The sequence below is a fragment of the Pseudomonas sp. R32 genome (assembly GCF_009866705.1).
In the GTDB taxonomy this organism is placed as follows: Bacteria; Pseudomonadota; Gammaproteobacteria; order Pseudomonadales; family Pseudomonadaceae; genus Aquipseudomonas; species Aquipseudomonas donghuensis.
Genome location: NZ_CP019396.1, coordinates 4,946,723 through 4,960,972 on the forward strand (window position 1 = coordinate 4,946,723; position 14,250 = coordinate 4,960,972).

The 14,250-nt window shown below is 61.6% G+C and carries 16 protein-coding genes; 12 read left to right on the top strand and 4 right to left on the bottom strand.

All coding sequences use genetic code 11. The annotated features are described in order from the left end of the window. Positions 1-72 precede the first annotated feature (72 nt). The 8 genes from eat (at position 73) to PspR32_RS22860 (ending at position 7,826) form a co-directional block, all read left to right on the top strand. Positions 73-1,521 carry an ethanolamine permease gene (gene eat / locus PspR32_RS22825; RefSeq protein WP_159389204.1) on the top strand — a complete coding sequence of 483 codons (1,449 nt, stop codon included), beginning with the start codon at positions 73-75 and terminating at the stop codon, positions 1,519-1,521. Between the two features lie 51 nt (positions 1,522-1,572). Beyond that, positions 1,573-2,967 (top strand): ethanolamine ammonia-lyase subunit EutB, encoded by a 1,395-nt coding sequence (locus tag PspR32_RS22830; RefSeq protein WP_010222876.1) that lies wholly within the window; start codon positions 1,573-1,575, stop codon positions 2,965-2,967. Positions 2,968-2,978: 11 nt separating this feature from the next. After that, a complete protein-coding gene (gene eutC, locus PspR32_RS22835) occupies positions 2,979-3,803 on the top strand; it encodes an ethanolamine ammonia-lyase subunit EutC (protein ID WP_010222875.1) in 825 nt (274 codons plus the stop codon). A gap of 94 nt (positions 3,804-3,897) precedes the next feature. Continuing rightward, complete coding sequence (locus PspR32_RS22840) at positions 3,898-4,356, top strand: GNAT family N-acetyltransferase (RefSeq protein WP_010222874.1); 459 nt, start codon at positions 3,898-3,900, stop codon at positions 4,354-4,356. Between the two features lie 210 nt (positions 4,357-4,566). Continuing rightward, a complete protein-coding gene (locus PspR32_RS22845) occupies positions 4,567-5,217 on the top strand; it encodes a DedA family protein (protein ID WP_010222873.1) in 651 nt (216 codons plus the stop codon). A 9-nt stretch (positions 5,218-5,226) separates the two neighbouring features. Further along, complete coding sequence (locus tag PspR32_RS22850) at positions 5,227-6,042, top strand: zinc-dependent peptidase (protein WP_010222872.1); 816 nt, start codon at positions 5,227-5,229, stop codon at positions 6,040-6,042. Positions 6,043-6,133: 91 nt separating this feature from the next. After that, positions 6,134-6,661, top strand: coding sequence for an inorganic diphosphatase (gene ppa / locus PspR32_RS22855; protein WP_007933577.1), 528 nt, complete (start codon positions 6,134-6,136; stop codon positions 6,659-6,661). Positions 6,662-7,115: 454 nt separating this feature from the next. Next, positions 7,116-7,826: a LexA family transcriptional regulator gene (locus PspR32_RS22860; RefSeq protein WP_036996982.1), complete on the top strand. Its 711-nt coding sequence runs from the start codon at positions 7,116-7,118 to the stop codon at positions 7,824-7,826. Positions 7,827-8,156: 330 nt separating this feature from the next. Here the strand turns inward: PspR32_RS22860 and PspR32_RS22865 are convergent, their stop codons facing one another. Next, positions 8,157-8,978: an NUDIX hydrolase gene (locus PspR32_RS22865; protein ID WP_159389205.1), complete on the bottom strand. Its 822-nt coding sequence runs from the start codon at positions 8,976-8,978 to the stop codon at positions 8,157-8,159. Positions 8,979-9,201: 223 nt separating this feature from the next. On the opposite strand from PspR32_RS22865, the gene PspR32_RS22870 reads away from it, so the two are divergent. The 3 genes from PspR32_RS22870 (at position 9,202) to PspR32_RS22880 (ending at position 11,002) form a co-directional block, all read left to right on the top strand. After that, positions 9,202-9,831 (top strand): LysE family translocator, encoded by a 630-nt coding sequence (locus tag PspR32_RS22870; protein WP_010222869.1) that lies wholly within the window; start codon positions 9,202-9,204, stop codon positions 9,829-9,831. Positions 9,832-9,893: 62 nt separating this feature from the next. Next, positions 9,894-10,325: an Lrp/AsnC family transcriptional regulator gene (locus PspR32_RS22875; protein WP_010222868.1), complete on the top strand. Its 432-nt coding sequence runs from the start codon at positions 9,894-9,896 to the stop codon at positions 10,323-10,325. 62 nt (positions 10,326-10,387) lie between these two features. Next, positions 10,388-11,002: a glutathione S-transferase family protein gene (locus PspR32_RS22880; RefSeq protein ID WP_159389206.1), complete on the top strand. Its 615-nt coding sequence runs from the start codon at positions 10,388-10,390 to the stop codon at positions 11,000-11,002. Here PspR32_RS22880 and PspR32_RS22885 read toward each other — a convergent pair. Continuing rightward, positions 10,983-11,870: a LysR family transcriptional regulator gene (locus tag PspR32_RS22885; RefSeq protein WP_159389207.1), complete on the bottom strand. Its 888-nt coding sequence runs from the start codon at positions 11,868-11,870 to the stop codon at positions 10,983-10,985. The genes PspR32_RS22880 and PspR32_RS22885 overlap by 20 nt on opposite strands. Before the next feature lie 97 nt (positions 11,871-11,967). On the opposite strand from PspR32_RS22885, the gene PspR32_RS22890 reads away from it, so the two are divergent. Further along, complete coding sequence (locus PspR32_RS22890; protein ID WP_159389208.1) at positions 11,968-12,870, top strand: DMT family transporter; 903 nt, start codon at positions 11,968-11,970, stop codon at positions 12,868-12,870. Here the strand turns inward: PspR32_RS22890 and PspR32_RS22895 are convergent. Continuing rightward, on the bottom strand, positions 12,829-13,137 hold the full coding sequence (locus PspR32_RS22895) for a hypothetical protein (RefSeq protein WP_159389209.1): 309 nt from the start codon (positions 13,135-13,137) through the stop codon (positions 12,829-12,831). The two genes, PspR32_RS22890 and PspR32_RS22895, sit on opposite strands and share 42 nt — an antisense overlap. 58 nt (positions 13,138-13,195) lie before the next feature. Next, on the bottom strand, positions 13,196-14,227 hold the full coding sequence (locus PspR32_RS26430; RefSeq protein ID WP_159389210.1) for a DUF6708 domain-containing protein: 1,032 nt from the start codon (positions 14,225-14,227) through the stop codon (positions 13,196-13,198). Positions 14,228-14,250 lie beyond the last annotated feature (23 nt).

Here is a 14,250-nt window from a genome sequence, read left to right on the forward strand (position 1 = left end):
CTCGCTTCCTGCAAGACCATCACCAGACAAACCGGCACCCGCCGGTATTGATAAAAAGAACAGGTGAACCCTATGCCAAGCGATCATACCGGCAGCGTGCCGGCAGGCTCTTCTGTCGACTTCGAAAAGGTCGGCTCCGACTACTTCCAACAACGTGAACTGAAAAAGGGCGCCGCCGGCTGGGTATTGCTGGTGGGCCTGGGCGTCGCCTACGTGATTTCCGGCGACTACGCCGGCTGGAACTTCGGCCTCGCCCAGGGTGGCTGGGGCGGCATGTTCCTCGCCACCTTGCTGATGGCGACCATGTACCTGTGCATGTGTTTCTCGCTGGCGGAACTGTCGTCGATGATCCCCACCGCCGGTGGCGGCTACGGCTTTGCCCGCAGCGCATTCGGGCCCTGGGGCGGGTTTCTTACCGGTACGGCGATCCTCATCGAGTACGCCATCGCCCCGGCGGCCATTGCGGTGTTTATCGGCGCCTATTGCCAGTCATTGTTCGGCATCGGCGGCTGGATGATCTACCTGGCGTTCTACATCATCTTTATTGGCATCCACATCTTCGGTGTCGGTGAAGCGCTCAAGCTGATGTTCATCATCACCGCCGTGGCCGCCATTGCCCTGGGCGTGTTCCTGGTGGCGATGGTGCCGCACTTCGACGTCAACAACCTGTTCGATATCGCCCAGACCGACGCCATTGGCGCCAGCAGCTTCCTGCCGTTCGGCTATGTCGGGGTGTGGGCCGCGATCCCTTACGCGATCTGGTTCTTCCTCGCCGTCGAAGGCGTACCGCTGGCCGCCGAAGAAACCAAGAACCCCAAGCGCGACCTGCCCCGCGGCCTGATCGGCGCCATGCTGGTGCTGCTGGCCTTCGCCCTGCTGATCCTGGTGGTCGGCCCTGGTGGCGCCGGTGCCGAAGCGTTGAAAGCCTCCGGTAACCCATTGGTGGAAGCGCTGTCGAAAGCCTACGGCGGCTCGACCTGGATGGGCGGTTTCGTCAACCTGGTGGGCTTGGCCGGCCTGATCGCCAGCTTCTTCTCGATCATCTACGCCTATTCGCGGCAGATCTTTGCCTTGTCCCGTGCCGGCTACCTGCCACGCAAGCTGTCGGAAACCAACAAGAGCAAGGCCCCGGTACTGGCCTTGGTGATCCCCGGGATCATCGGTTTCGGTCTGTCGCTGACCGGCCAGGGCGACCTGTTGATCCTGGTCGCGGTGTTCGGCGCTACGCTGTCTTATGTACTGATGATGGCCGCGCACATCACCTTGCGCATCCGCCGGCCGAAAATGGAGCGCCCGTATCGCACCCCCGGCGGCATCTTCACCTCGGGCGTGGCCCTGGTGCTGGCCTGCATCGCGGTGGTGGCGGGCTTTCTGGTCGACCCGCGGGTAGTGATTGGCGCCGCAGTGATTTATGCGGTATTGATTGCCTACTTTGCGTTCTACAGTCGGCACCACCTGGTCGCCGGGACCCCGGAAGAAGAATTCGCCGCGATCCAGAAGGCCGAAGAGGCCCTGCACTGATCAACGCCACCTACGCCGCAGGCCAGCCCTGCGGCGTTCTGGAGAGTCTGTATGGCAAGTTTTGTACACACGGCGGGCAACCAGACCTACCGTTTCGACAGCCTCAAGGAAGTCATGGCCAAGGCCAGCCCGGCGCGCTCAGGTGACTTTCTCGCCGGCGTCGCCGCCAGCAACGATGGCGAACGGGTGGCGGCGCAGATGGCCCTGGCCGATATCCCGCTCAAGCACTTCTTGAGCGAAGCGCTGATCCCTTACGAAGACGATGAAGTCACCCGGCTGATCATCGACACCCATGATGCCAGCGCCTTTGCCGCCGTCAGCCACCTGACCGTGGGCGGGCTGCGCGACTGGCTGCTCAGCGAAGCAGCCGATGAACACAGCCTGCGTGCATTGGCCCCGGGCCTGACCCCGGAAATGGCCGCGGCAGTCTCGAAGATCATGCGCGTCCAAGACCTGGTGCTGGTGGCGCAGAAGATCCGCGTGGTCACCCGTTTTCGCGGCACCATGGGCCTGCGCGGGCGCCTGTCGACCCGCCTACAGCCCAACCACCCCACCGATGAGCCGGCGGGCATTGCCGCAAGCATTCTCGACGGCCTGCTGTACGGCAACGGCGATGCCATGATCGGCATCAACCCGGCCACCGACAGCATCGCCTCGATCTGCGCGCTGCTGGAGATGCTCGACGCCATCATCCAGCGCTACGACATCCCGACCCAGGCCTGCGTGCTGACCCACGTGACCACCTCGATCGAGGCGATCAACCGTGGCGTGCCACTGGACCTGGTATTCCAGTCGATTGCCGGCACCGAGGCGGCCAACGCCAGTTTCGGCATCAACCTCAATGTGCTCAAGGAAGGCTACGACGCAGGTCTCAGCCTCAACCGCGGCACCCTCGGGCAGAACCTGATGTACTTCGAAACCGGCCAGGGCAGCGCCCTGTCGGCCAATGCCCACCATGGCGTCGACCAACAAACCTGCGAAACCCGCGCGTATGCCGTGGCCCGCCACTTCAAGCCGTTTCTGGTCAACACCGTGGTCGGCTTCATCGGCCCGGAATACCTCTACAACGGCAAGCAGATCATCCGCGCCGGGCTTGAGGATCACTTCTGCGGCAAGCTGCTCGGCGTGCCCATGGGTTGCGACATCTGCTACACCAACCACGCCGAAGCCGACCAGGATGACATGGACATGCTCCTGACCCTGCTGGGTGTCGCCGGGATCAACTTCATCATGGGCATCCCCGGCTCCGACGACATCATGCTCAACTACCAGACCACCTCGTTCCACGATGCGCTCTACGCCCGCCAGACCCTGGGCCTCAAGCCCGCGCCGGAATTCGAGGCCTGGCTGGCGCGCATGGGCATTTTCACCCAGGCCGACGGCCGGGTGCGTTTTGGTGACAACCTGCCACCGGCCTTCCGCCAGGCCCTGGCGCAACTGGGATAAGCGAGTCGACTATGGCCAACACTCCCCAACACGACAACAGCAGCAATCCCTGGCTGGAATTGCGCCGCCTGACCCCGGCGCGCATTGCCCTGGGCCGCACCGGCACCAGCCTGCCCACTGGCGCCCAGCTCGACTTCCAGTTCGCCCACGCCCAGGCCCGCGATGCCGTGCACCTGGCCTTCGACCACGCCGGCCTGCGCGAGCAATTGAGCGCACGCGGGCGTGACAGCCTGTTGCTGCACAGTGCTGCCGCCGATCGCCACAGCTACCTGCAACGCCCCGATCTGGGGCGCCGGCTGCACGACGATTCAGCACAACGGCTGCGCGAGCATGCCCAGGCCAACCCCGGCGGCGTTGACCTGGCCATCGTCGTCGCCGACGGCCTCTCGGCCCTGGCCGTGCACCGCCATACCCTGCCGTTTCTCGCCCGCCTGGAAGAACAGAGCGCCGCCGACGGCTGGTCGACCTCACCGGTGGTATTGGTGGAGCAAGGCCGGGTGGCGGTTGCCGATGAAGTGGGCGAACTGCTCCGGGCCAAGATGACTGTGATCCTGATCGGCGAACGCCCAGGCCTGAGCTCGCCGGACAGCCTCGGGCTGTATTTCACCTACAACCCCAAGGTCGGCCTCACCGATGCCTACCGCAACTGCATTTCCAACGTGCGCCTGGAAGGTCTGAGCTACGGCATGGCCGCCCATCGCCTGTTGTACCTGATGCGCGAAGCCTGTCGGCGGCAGTTGTCGGGGGTCAACCTGAAGGATGAAGCCCAGGTGCAAACCCTTGAGTCAGACAGCGATGCGCCGAAAAGCGCAAACTTCCTGCTGAGTAAACCTTGAGATCCTAGATTGCGTTTTCTAATTGCTTTCAGGCAGCATCTACCAAGGCTGTCGGCGACTCACCGTAAACTCCCATGGACTCTGAGGCCTGCTTATGCGAATCATCCAAGCAACCCTGGAACACCTGGACATGCTGGTCCCGCTGTTCGTCAGGTACCGCGAGTTCTACGGCCAGCTGCCTTACCCGGACTCCTCGCGCTCATTCCTGGAAAAACGCCTGGAACGTGGCGAGTCGATCATCTACCTGGCCCTGCCGGACGATGACGACAGCAAACTGATGGGCTTCTGCCAGCTCTACCCGAGCTTTTCGTCGCTGTCGCTCAAGCGCGTGTGGATCCTCAACGACATCTATGTCGCCGAAGACTCCCGGCGCATGCTGGTGGCCGACCACCTGATGCGCGCAGCCAAGAAGCTGGCCAAGGAAACCAACGCGGTGCGCCTGCGGGTGTCTACCAGCAGCAACAACGAAGTGGCGATGAAAACCTACGAATCCATCGGTTTTCACGAAGACACCGAGTTCAAGAGCTACATCCTGCCTATCAACTCGGACTGATCCGGGCGCAACGGCAGGCGCCGCGCCTGCCGTTCACATCCATTCGACATCCGCCGCTACAAACTGCGCAGGCACAATCTGTTCGTAGCCGTATAATGCGCCTCTTCATTGTGTGTGAAACTTTACCCATCTCCCGGGTAGCGACCGTCCGCATTCGCACTGCCAGCCATCGCAAGCCCGTCCCTCGGGTCAAGAACACAGGTGCTGTACATGGATTTCAACCCGCTGGACCTTATTCTGCATCTCGACGCCTACCTGGACCTGTTGGTCAACAACTACGGCCCGTGGATCTACGCGATCCTGTTCCTGGTGATCTTTTGCGAGACCGGTCTGGTGGTCATGCCGTTCCTGCCGGGTGATTCCCTGCTGTTCATCGCCGGCGCCGTCGCTGCTGGCGGCGGCATGGACCCGGTTCTGCTCGGCGGCCTGCTGATGGCCGCAGCCATCCTCGGCGACAGCACCAACTACGTGATTGGCCGAACGGCGGGCGAACGCTTGTTCCGCAACCCCAACTCGAAGATCTTCCGCCGCGACTACCTGCAGCAGACCCACGACTTCTACGAACGCCATGGCGGCAAGACCGTGACCCTGGCGCGCTTCCTGCCGATCCTGCGGACCTTCGCGCCGTTCGTCGCCGGCATCGCGAAAATGCACTACCCGCGTTTTCTCGGCTTCAGCGTCGCCGGTACCGTGCTCTGGGTGGGCGGCCTGGTGACCCTCGGCTATTTCTTCGGCAACGTGCCGTTCATCAAGCAGAACCTGTCGCTGATGATCGTCGCCATCATCCTGCTGTCGCTGGTGCCGATGATCATCGGCGTAGTGCGCAGCCGCATGAGCCGCAACGAAGCCAAGGTTCACTAAGCCCGGCCTATGTGGTCGCTCCGCGCCTGGCGCCGTCGCCGCACCCTGGCCCGACACCCGCTCGACCCGCAGCGCTGGCAGCGGGTGCGCGAGCGCCTGCCGATGCTCGATGGCCTCAGCGACGAAGAAGACCAATGGCTGCGTGAAGCCTGCGTACTGTTCCTGCACGACAAACACCTCAGTGCCCTGCCCGGGGTCGAACTGGACGGCGAGCAGCGGCTGTTTCTCGCCGCCCAGGCGCAACTGCCGCTGCTGCACCTGGGCGAGCTGAACTGGTACCAGGGTTTCCACGAGATCATCCTCTACCCCGACGACTTCCTCAGCCCCCAGCGCCATCGCGACGCCAGTGGTATCGAACACGAGTGGGACGGTGAGCACAGTGGCGAAGCCTGGCAGCAGGGCCCGGTGATCCTGGCCTGGCCGGGGGTACAGGCCAGCGGTGGCTGGGAAGGCTACAACCTGGTGATCCACGAACTGGCGCACAAGCTCGACATGCTCAATGGCGATGCCAACGGCCTGCCGCCACTGCACAGCGATTTACGCGTCAGCGACTGGGCCCAGGCCATGCAGGAGGCCTTTGACGACCTCAACCGCCAGCTCGACCGCAACCCCGACGCCGAGACCGCCATCGACCCCTATGCCGCGGAAAACCCGGCGGAGTTCTTTGCCGTGACCAGCGAATACTTCTTCAGCGCCCCCGACCTGCTCAACGACGCCTACCCCGCGGTGTACCAGCAACTGCGCGGCTTTTACCGCCAGGACCCGCTCGCCCGCCTGCAGCAGTTGCAGCACCATCACCCGCATTACCGGCAGCCCCAGGACTGAGCCAGCCGGACATCCGGGCGGGCGTGGCAAGCGCAGCGGAATGTGCCTATAATCGCGACCAATTTTTGGCCAAACATGGGGGCACTGCCCAATGAGCTACAGCAAGATTCCGGCTGGCAAAGACCTGCCGAACGACATCTACGTCGCCATCGAGATTCCAGCCAACCACGCGCCGATCAAATACGAGATCGACAAGGACAGCGACTGCCTGTTCGTTGACCGTTTCATGGCCACCCCGATGTTCTACCCGGCCAACTACGGCTACATCCCCAACACCCTGGCCGACGACGGTGATCCCCTCGACGTGCTGGTCGTGACGCCGTACCCGGTTGCCCCAGGCTCGGTCATCCGCGCCCGTCCGGTCGGCATCCTGAACATGACCGACGATGGCGGCGGCGACGCCAAAGTCATCGCCGTACCGCACGACAAACTGTCGCAACTGTACGTCGACGTCAAAGAATACACCGACCTGCCTGCCCTGCTGATCCAGCAGATCGAGCACTTCTTCGCGAACTACAAAGATCTCGAGAAAGGCAAGTGGGTCAAGATCGAAGGCTGGGATGGCGCTGACGCCGCTCGCGCCGCGATCACCAAGTCGGTTGCAGCTTACAAAGGCTAAGCAACCCACAACAGAAAGCCCCGCACCTGCGGGGCTTTTTGTTTCAGGGCAAGAACGCCCCATTCAAGGTGGGAGCCTCCACCTCAATCCTTCTCACAGGATTAGGGTGGCAGCTGTACGAGGGGTGAGAAACCGAGGACATAGGAAACTCGGCCAGACCGAGGTCTGCCCGCGCACAGCCGCCATAACATGGCTGCTCTAATGTCATCGGGTTTCTCACGCCCGGTCGCCCACTAGCGACCCGAGGAAGTTAGACCTGATGCATTTTTCGAACAACAGTAAAAAGGCAGCAGCGTGCGTAGGATAGTTCCGAACGCCATCCAAGTGGATTTTTTTGCCAGGAAACCTCTTACGCCAGCCTAGGCAAACGCCTGTAAGCCAGCCATTTTCCCGCCTTCAAAATGAACCTCGCGTTTATAGCCCAGGCGCTGCAAGCCCACTAAACTCGGGCCTCATGAATACATCTGGCGATCGTCTCAAAGTGCTCCTGAGCGAGTGCAACCTGTCCCCCTCCGACTTTGCCGCGCAACGCAAGGTCACGCCGCAGCACGTCAACAACTGGTTCAAGCGCGGCGTGCCCTTGGCCCGCCTGGATGAAATCGCCGAACTGTTGTGCGTGCGTAGCCGTTGGCTGCGCAACGGCGAAGGCCCCAAACACCCCAACCCCTTGCCACGCCTCAACAGCCAGGCGGCCCGCCCGGGCGTCGAAGGCCCCGATGCCAGCCTGTTGGCGGCGCACAACCACAATGACATCCAACTGCCGTTCTACAGCGTCCAGGCCCGCCAGTTAAAAGCTGTTGATGACCGCTACCTGCGCCTGCCCATCCGCGCCCTCGACGCCCTGGGGGTCGACCCTGGCGATGCCCTGTGCCTGAGCATGCCCGGGCACAACATGAGCCCGCTGCTACCGCGCGGCACCACCCTGGCCGTCGACCGCAGCCTCACCCGCGTGGTCGACGGCGAGATCTACGCCCTGCTGCACAATGGCCGCCTGCGCATCAACAGCCTCAGCCGCCGCGCCAACGGCGCCTTGCGCCTGCACAGCCAGGACAGCGACGAATACCCGACTGAAACCTACAGCCCGGCGCAACTCAAGACCCAGCACCTGGAGGTGCTCGGCTGGGTCTTCTGGTGGGGCCACCTGCGCGACAGCCGCCCGGCTTGAGCGTTGGCGAAGATTTTTTGCTGGGCATCGCCGGCCAATCCCAGTATGCTACGCCGCACATTTAGCCCGGCGGCCCAGCTCGCCCGCGGCCCTGGCGCGGCACCCCACTGCTTGCCCGCCACCTCCCGGCCCCAGCGCCGGAGCAACGATTTTAAGGCGGTTGCGGCTTACCAAAAATTAGCCAAGCCCGTCCCCGGAAGCCGGCCACAAGCCGGCTTTTTAATGCCTGGTTGAAAAGCCAGCCATCAATAGCCGGCAACGATAGCCGCCAGATGCGCACTCGCTCGCGCATCCACATCATTGGCATGTTGGTACTCAGAAATCGGCCGGCTACACCAACCGATTACGGCTCGCCAGGTTTCGAACCATTGACTCTATGCGCCGTATATCTTGCGCATCATCCATTTGCGAATACTGCTCTTGATCTCGGTTCACATCGGCTTGTATTGCCCGAATACCGTCTGCCTCGTCGACAAACCTGATGCGGTCCACCAGAACCCCCGTCCAGCTACGATGCTGATAAAGCACATCGTCCACGTAATAACTGAACCATTTTTCTTCCATCTCAGACGGGATAAATCCCTTGCGGATGGCACACGCCTCTTCAGCGTCGAGAACAAAATCCAGAGAAAGGGTTACGAATTGCTCTGGCATTTCCTTAGTGAGCCAATTGCCCTTGACCGCCCAGCCTTTTGAGCCTTGTTGCTCGAAAGCGACGACACCCTTGCGGTTGCTTGCTAACCACCGCTGAGTAGCCTCAAGCACCTGTAGATCACGGGTGCGACCGATGGGGTTGGTTGTTTTGCCAATGAGTTCGCGCGCGTGCTCAAAACTCGCCCAACACGTGTTTTGGGTGTGGCCCCCTGTCGGGCCGTGAGCGAAACCCGAGATCATTAGAAAAAAAGCATTCTTGCTTGTACCGCCTTCATAGAGCCCAGGGAGTACGCCGATCACTTTACCTTCGTGCCCCGCGTCCACACGCAGCGCGCGGACAGCTGTTTGCTCAGGCTCCTCGTCAGCGAGCGGGCGCGCCTTGGCAAATGTCCAGACATAGCCGTCGTGGTGATTTGCCGGCTCGCGCAAGAGAACCTGTCCATCGGAGTTCAATAGAACGCCGCCGTATGCGCTGGCCTGGGGGATAATCCATGTCATATTCGTTGCTCAATGCGAGATAGGTACAAGAAGGCATGATAATGACGCCTGCAACGTCATCCGTCGCCGATTTCCGAGCCCCGAAGATTGCGGGGCTCCAGGCCATGTGCAGGCACCACCACCTTAAATTCTTCCGTCACTCCCGCAAAAATCCTTCAATCCCACATTAACCAACCCCACTTCCCGCCTTAGCCTTGAGTCACCGCCTACCGGAGATTCAACCATGCTGCTGTTCCTGAAATCCCTGCTCATCGGCCTGTGCATCGCCGCGCCAGTCGGCCCGATCGGCTTGCTGTGCATTCAACGCAGCCTCACGCAGGGCTGGCGCGCCGGGTTCGCCACCGGGTTGGGCGCGGCAACGGCGGATGCTATCTATGGTTTTATCGGGGCGCTGGGGATCAGCGCGTTGATCACAACCCTAGTGGGCTGGAAACCCTGGCTGTGCATTTTCGGCGGTGCTTTTCTGGCGTATGTGGGCTATCGAATCATCACATCAGAAGCGACTTCGAGCAGGTCATCCGGGGAACCCTACAAGCCGTGGAGAGCTTACTCCACAACCTTGCTGCTGACTTTGTCCAACCCGATGACCATCCTGTCGTTCATTGCCATATTCGCCGCAATCAGCGATGGCGTCGGCGCGGGCCAAAGCAACAGTTATGCCCTTGCATTGATGGTCACAGGCATCTTCCTGGGCTCCGCCGGTTGGTGGCTGGGGTTGAGCGGATTTTCGGCCCTGTTCGCCACGAGACTTTCAAACTCGAAGCTGAAGCTGATCAACGTATTTTCCGCTTCGACCATCACCTTGCTGGGTGTCTACCAGATCATCACCGGTGTGCTGCTGCGAGGCGGCTAATTTCAGATTGCTCAAAGCCTGCAAGTTTCACTACTGTCAGGGTTCTTGCAGAGGAGATCGACATGGACCGAATCGACAGCAAAATCCTCGCCGCGGTGCAGCGCTCGGGACGGATGTCCATCACCGAACTCTCAGGCCATGCCGGCCTGTCGATTCCCGCCACCACCGAGCGCCTGCGCAAGCTCGAAGAGGCCGGGGTGATCAAGGGCTACGCTGCCCAGGTCGATCCGGTAAAACTCGGTTATGGCGTGTCAGCGGTGGTGGGCATGACCACCTTCAAGCCGGCCAAGGCCAAGTTGATTGCCTTGCTTGAGCAAATCCCCGAAGTCGTTGAATGCCTGCATGTCACCGGCAACGACTCCTACCTGATCCGGCTCTACGCAAGGTCCATGGCCGATATCGAAAGCATCATCGCCAGGATCAACCCTTACGGGGAAACCCGCACCAGCATCGTGCTTTCCGAACCCATTGAGCGGCGAAACCTGATGCCGTGAGTTGCAGTGCCAATCCTCAGCTACTGTCTACCCAGTCTGGAATTTTCTGAAATGGAGGCCTCATGAAACTGATCGGCATGCTCGATTCCCCCTATGTCCGCCGCGTTGCGGTATCACTGGAGCTGTATGGCATCCGCTTCGAACACCAGCCGTTGTCGGTATTCCGCAATTTCGCCGAGTTCGCCGCAATCAACCCGGTGGTCAAGGCGCCCAGCCTGGTCCTCGACGACGGCACGGTGTTGATGGATTCGACGCTGATTCTGGATTACTTCGAAGCCCTGGCCTCGCCGGCGAAAAAGCTCCTGGCGCAGGAACCTCAGGCCCGCGCCAGCGATTTGCAGGTGATCGGCCTGGCGCTGGCGGCCAGTGAGAAGTCGGTGCAGATCTACTACGAACACAACCTGCGCCCGCAGGAGAAACTGCATACGCCCTGGCTGGAGCGGGTGACCGGGCAGTTGCTGGCCGCGTATGCGCAGCTCGACGGGCTGCTTGCCGAACAGCCGAGCAAGTGCCCCACCCTGCCCTTGAGCCAGGCGGAAATCACCACCGCAGTGGCCTGGTCGTTCACCCAGTACGTATGCGCCGAGGTGGTGGCGGCCAGTGACTATCCGCATGTACAGCGCCTGGCGCAGAAGATTGAAGGGCATCCGGCAATGCTCAAGTACCCGATCGAATAGCGCCTGGCGCCAACCCCTCGCGCAGCATCTGTACGAAGGCATCCCTCGCCGGATGCCGTCCCGCCTGGGCATGCCAGTAAAAGGCGTTGCTGATGGCCTTGAGTTCGGCGAACTCATGGCCGCTCCAGCCCGCGCCTTTGCGGTATTGCTCGAAGATGCCCCGAGGCACCAGCGACACTCCGGCGCCCGCACTCACGCAACTGACGATGGCGCCATAGCTGGCAATGCCGACAATCGGCAGCTTTTGCCCCTGCTCGAGCAGCCAGTGCTCGAGCGCTGCACGGTACGGGCAACCTTCCGGCCACATGAAAATGGCCTTGCCCTGCAGGTCTTCGGCGCTGCGGATCGGCCCCAGGGATTCGGGGGCGATCAGCACCAGGTCTTCCTGGTACATGGGCGTGCGCTTGAGCAATGGCCGCTCGACCTCAACCGCGACTATTGCCCCATCGAGGCGATGGTTGAGCACGTCATCGAGCAGCTGCGACCAGGTGCCCGTGCTCAGCTCCAGTGATACCTGCGGGAAGCGCGCATGGTATTCGGCCAGCAAGCGCGGGAGCCGGCCACTGGCCGAGGACTCGATGGCGCCGATGCGCAAGCGTCCGCTGGGCACGGCTTGCGGGCTCAAGGCGGCCTTGGAGGCTTCGGCCAGGGCGAGCATCTGGGTGGCGTATTCGAGGAAGGTTTCGCCGGCCGGGCTGATCTTCAAGCCGCGCCCATATCGAAAGAACAGCGCCACGCCCAGCTCCTCTTCCAGTGCCTTGATCCGCGCGGTGATGTTCGACGGCACGTAGTGCAACACCTCGGCTGCACGGGCGATGCTGCCGGTGTCGTAGACCGTCTTAAACATGCGAATCTGCATCAACTCCATACATCACCCAAAGTGAACGATCAGCTCAGTATAAGTCGATTGTGGTGAGCAAAGGCCTTTTTGATACTAAAGCTCCCTGCCTCTGGAGCGCCTTTCAATGCTACGCACCCAATCCCTGAAAATCGTCCTGGCGACTCTGTTCGTGGTGTTGTGCTGGGCGTACTCACCCGCCGGTATTCATATCGCCCTGCAAGGTTACGACCCAGGTCATCTGGCCCTGGCGCGGTTTATCGTGGCCTCGGTATTCATGGCGAGTGTCGCAGTGTGGCGCGGGATCAGCCTGCCACGGCTCAAGGATCTGCCGCTGTTAATGCTGCTTGGGCTGTTCGCGGTGTTTTTGCACCATGTGGCGCTCAACTTTGGCCAGCGCGGAATCAGTGCCGGGGCGTCCAGTGTGCTGGCGCAGTCCACGCCCTTGTTCAGCCTGCTGATTGCCTGTTTTGTCCTGCGCCAGAAGGTCAGCGCCTGGCACTGGGGATGCCTGGTGCTGGGTATGCTCGGAGCAGCGATGGTCGTTGTAGATGATCACGGAGTAGGAGCGCTCGACGCCCATGGCCTGTTGGTGCTGTTGGCCGCGCTGTCGTGGAGTATCTACTTCACCCTGCAGAAACTTCACGGTCATCGTTACGACGGCCTGACCATGGTCTGCTACACCCTCTGGGCCGGCACGGCGTTGTTGCTGGTGTACCTGCCAGGCCTTGGCGCTGCAGTGACTGCGGCGCCGCCCCAGGCAAACCTGGCGGTACTGCTGCTCGGCGTATTTCCCAGTGCCCTGGCGTACCTCGGCTGGGCTTATGTACTGAGCCATTCGGACGTCAGTCGGGCGTCCATGGCGCTGTACCTGATACCACCCTGCGCCATGCTGATCGCGGCCTTTCTGCTCGGTGAGCAGCCTTCGCTGCTGGTGATAGCCGGAGCTGTGGTGGTGTTGATCAGTGTGCTGGCATTGAACATTCCATCAAGGCTGCGAATTCAACGGCCTGAACAATTGCACCAGTAGCCGGCCGAGCATATAGAGCAGCGGTGCAGCGAACAGCAGACCGAACAGCACGATGTTCATCGCCTCACCCGCAATGACCTGCGGGTCGCAACTGATCGGCCCGCTGTTACCGCGGCCCAGACGAATGCAGCCGGACTTGGGCTTGGCCGTCCACAGTGCCGCCGCGATGCACAAACCGACCATCACTGAAAGCAGCAGCATCACCACCTGATCGCTGCCGCTTATCTGCAACCGTTGCCAACGTTCTCTCAGCCGCAGCTTCAGCATGCTGCCCTCTCAACCACGTCCTTGTTCATGCTCAGCTCGTTTGCATAACGCCACCCAGCTAGGCCGGCTCGGCAAATTTCACCTTGAAGTAGTCCAGCAGGGTTTGCCCACGGCGAAAGGCCTTGCGCACCTCGTCACTTTCTTTGACCAGCGCCTCGCTGGGCACCGCCTGCTGATCCACCGGCAATGGCCGGGACCACTCCCGCACCACTTTGGGAAACGTTGCTCTGGGGCGATTGTTGACCCAGTTGGAGAGATGGCACGGCAAGGTCCAGCCACCGAACGCCTGGACGAACAGAAAGCCAAACACATACTGCAGCCACGGAAAGTTGTCGCGATAGCCAATGCGGGCCATATGGAAAAACGCCACCGTGCCCTCTTCAAATTCTTCCGGCGGCGGTTCAGGCAAGGCTGCCGGGCCCTCTTCCATGTAGGCGCGAATCGCCTCCCATTCGGCCACTGCACCGCGCAGGCTGCCACAGGCCACGGTCAGCCACAGGACGTTCCCGCTGTCGGCGTCACGCAGGCCGATCATCAGTTTGAACTCGGGCATCACCGCGTATTCGGTGACCAATTGCCCGGCCGAGACACAGGCGATGACCTCTTCCCAGGGCACATACTGGGGTGCGGCGCCCTTCTTCGGCACCATCGCCACTTCACGTCGCTGGCGATTGAAGCGGATCGGTGGCTGGACGCTGAGCTGGCGCACGGCCAGGCAAAATATGACGACGTACATCAACGCCAGCAGCCCGATAAAACCCCAGATGGGCGGCGATGCGAGAAAGTCGTAGACCCCCTCCCAGAACGGCTCAAGCCTACGCCGCACCCAGGCTCCGAGAAACGCCGTCATCACCACGCAGCTCACCACCCCCATGACGGCGGCAATACCGCAGCGGGCCATGAACTCGAAGTTGCCCCGACCAATGCCGAAGTCCAGGTAGACCTCATTGGCATCACGATGCAAATGCCGGTAGCTATAGGCCTCTACCCCGGTGGGCAAGGGTTTCGGCGACAGGTAGACGATCTGAGTGCCGGAGACTTGCTCGAAGTCTCCGGCATGGGGCAGACGCTGGTATTTGCTGTCAGGCATGAAAACGTTCCGAGTCCTTTCGA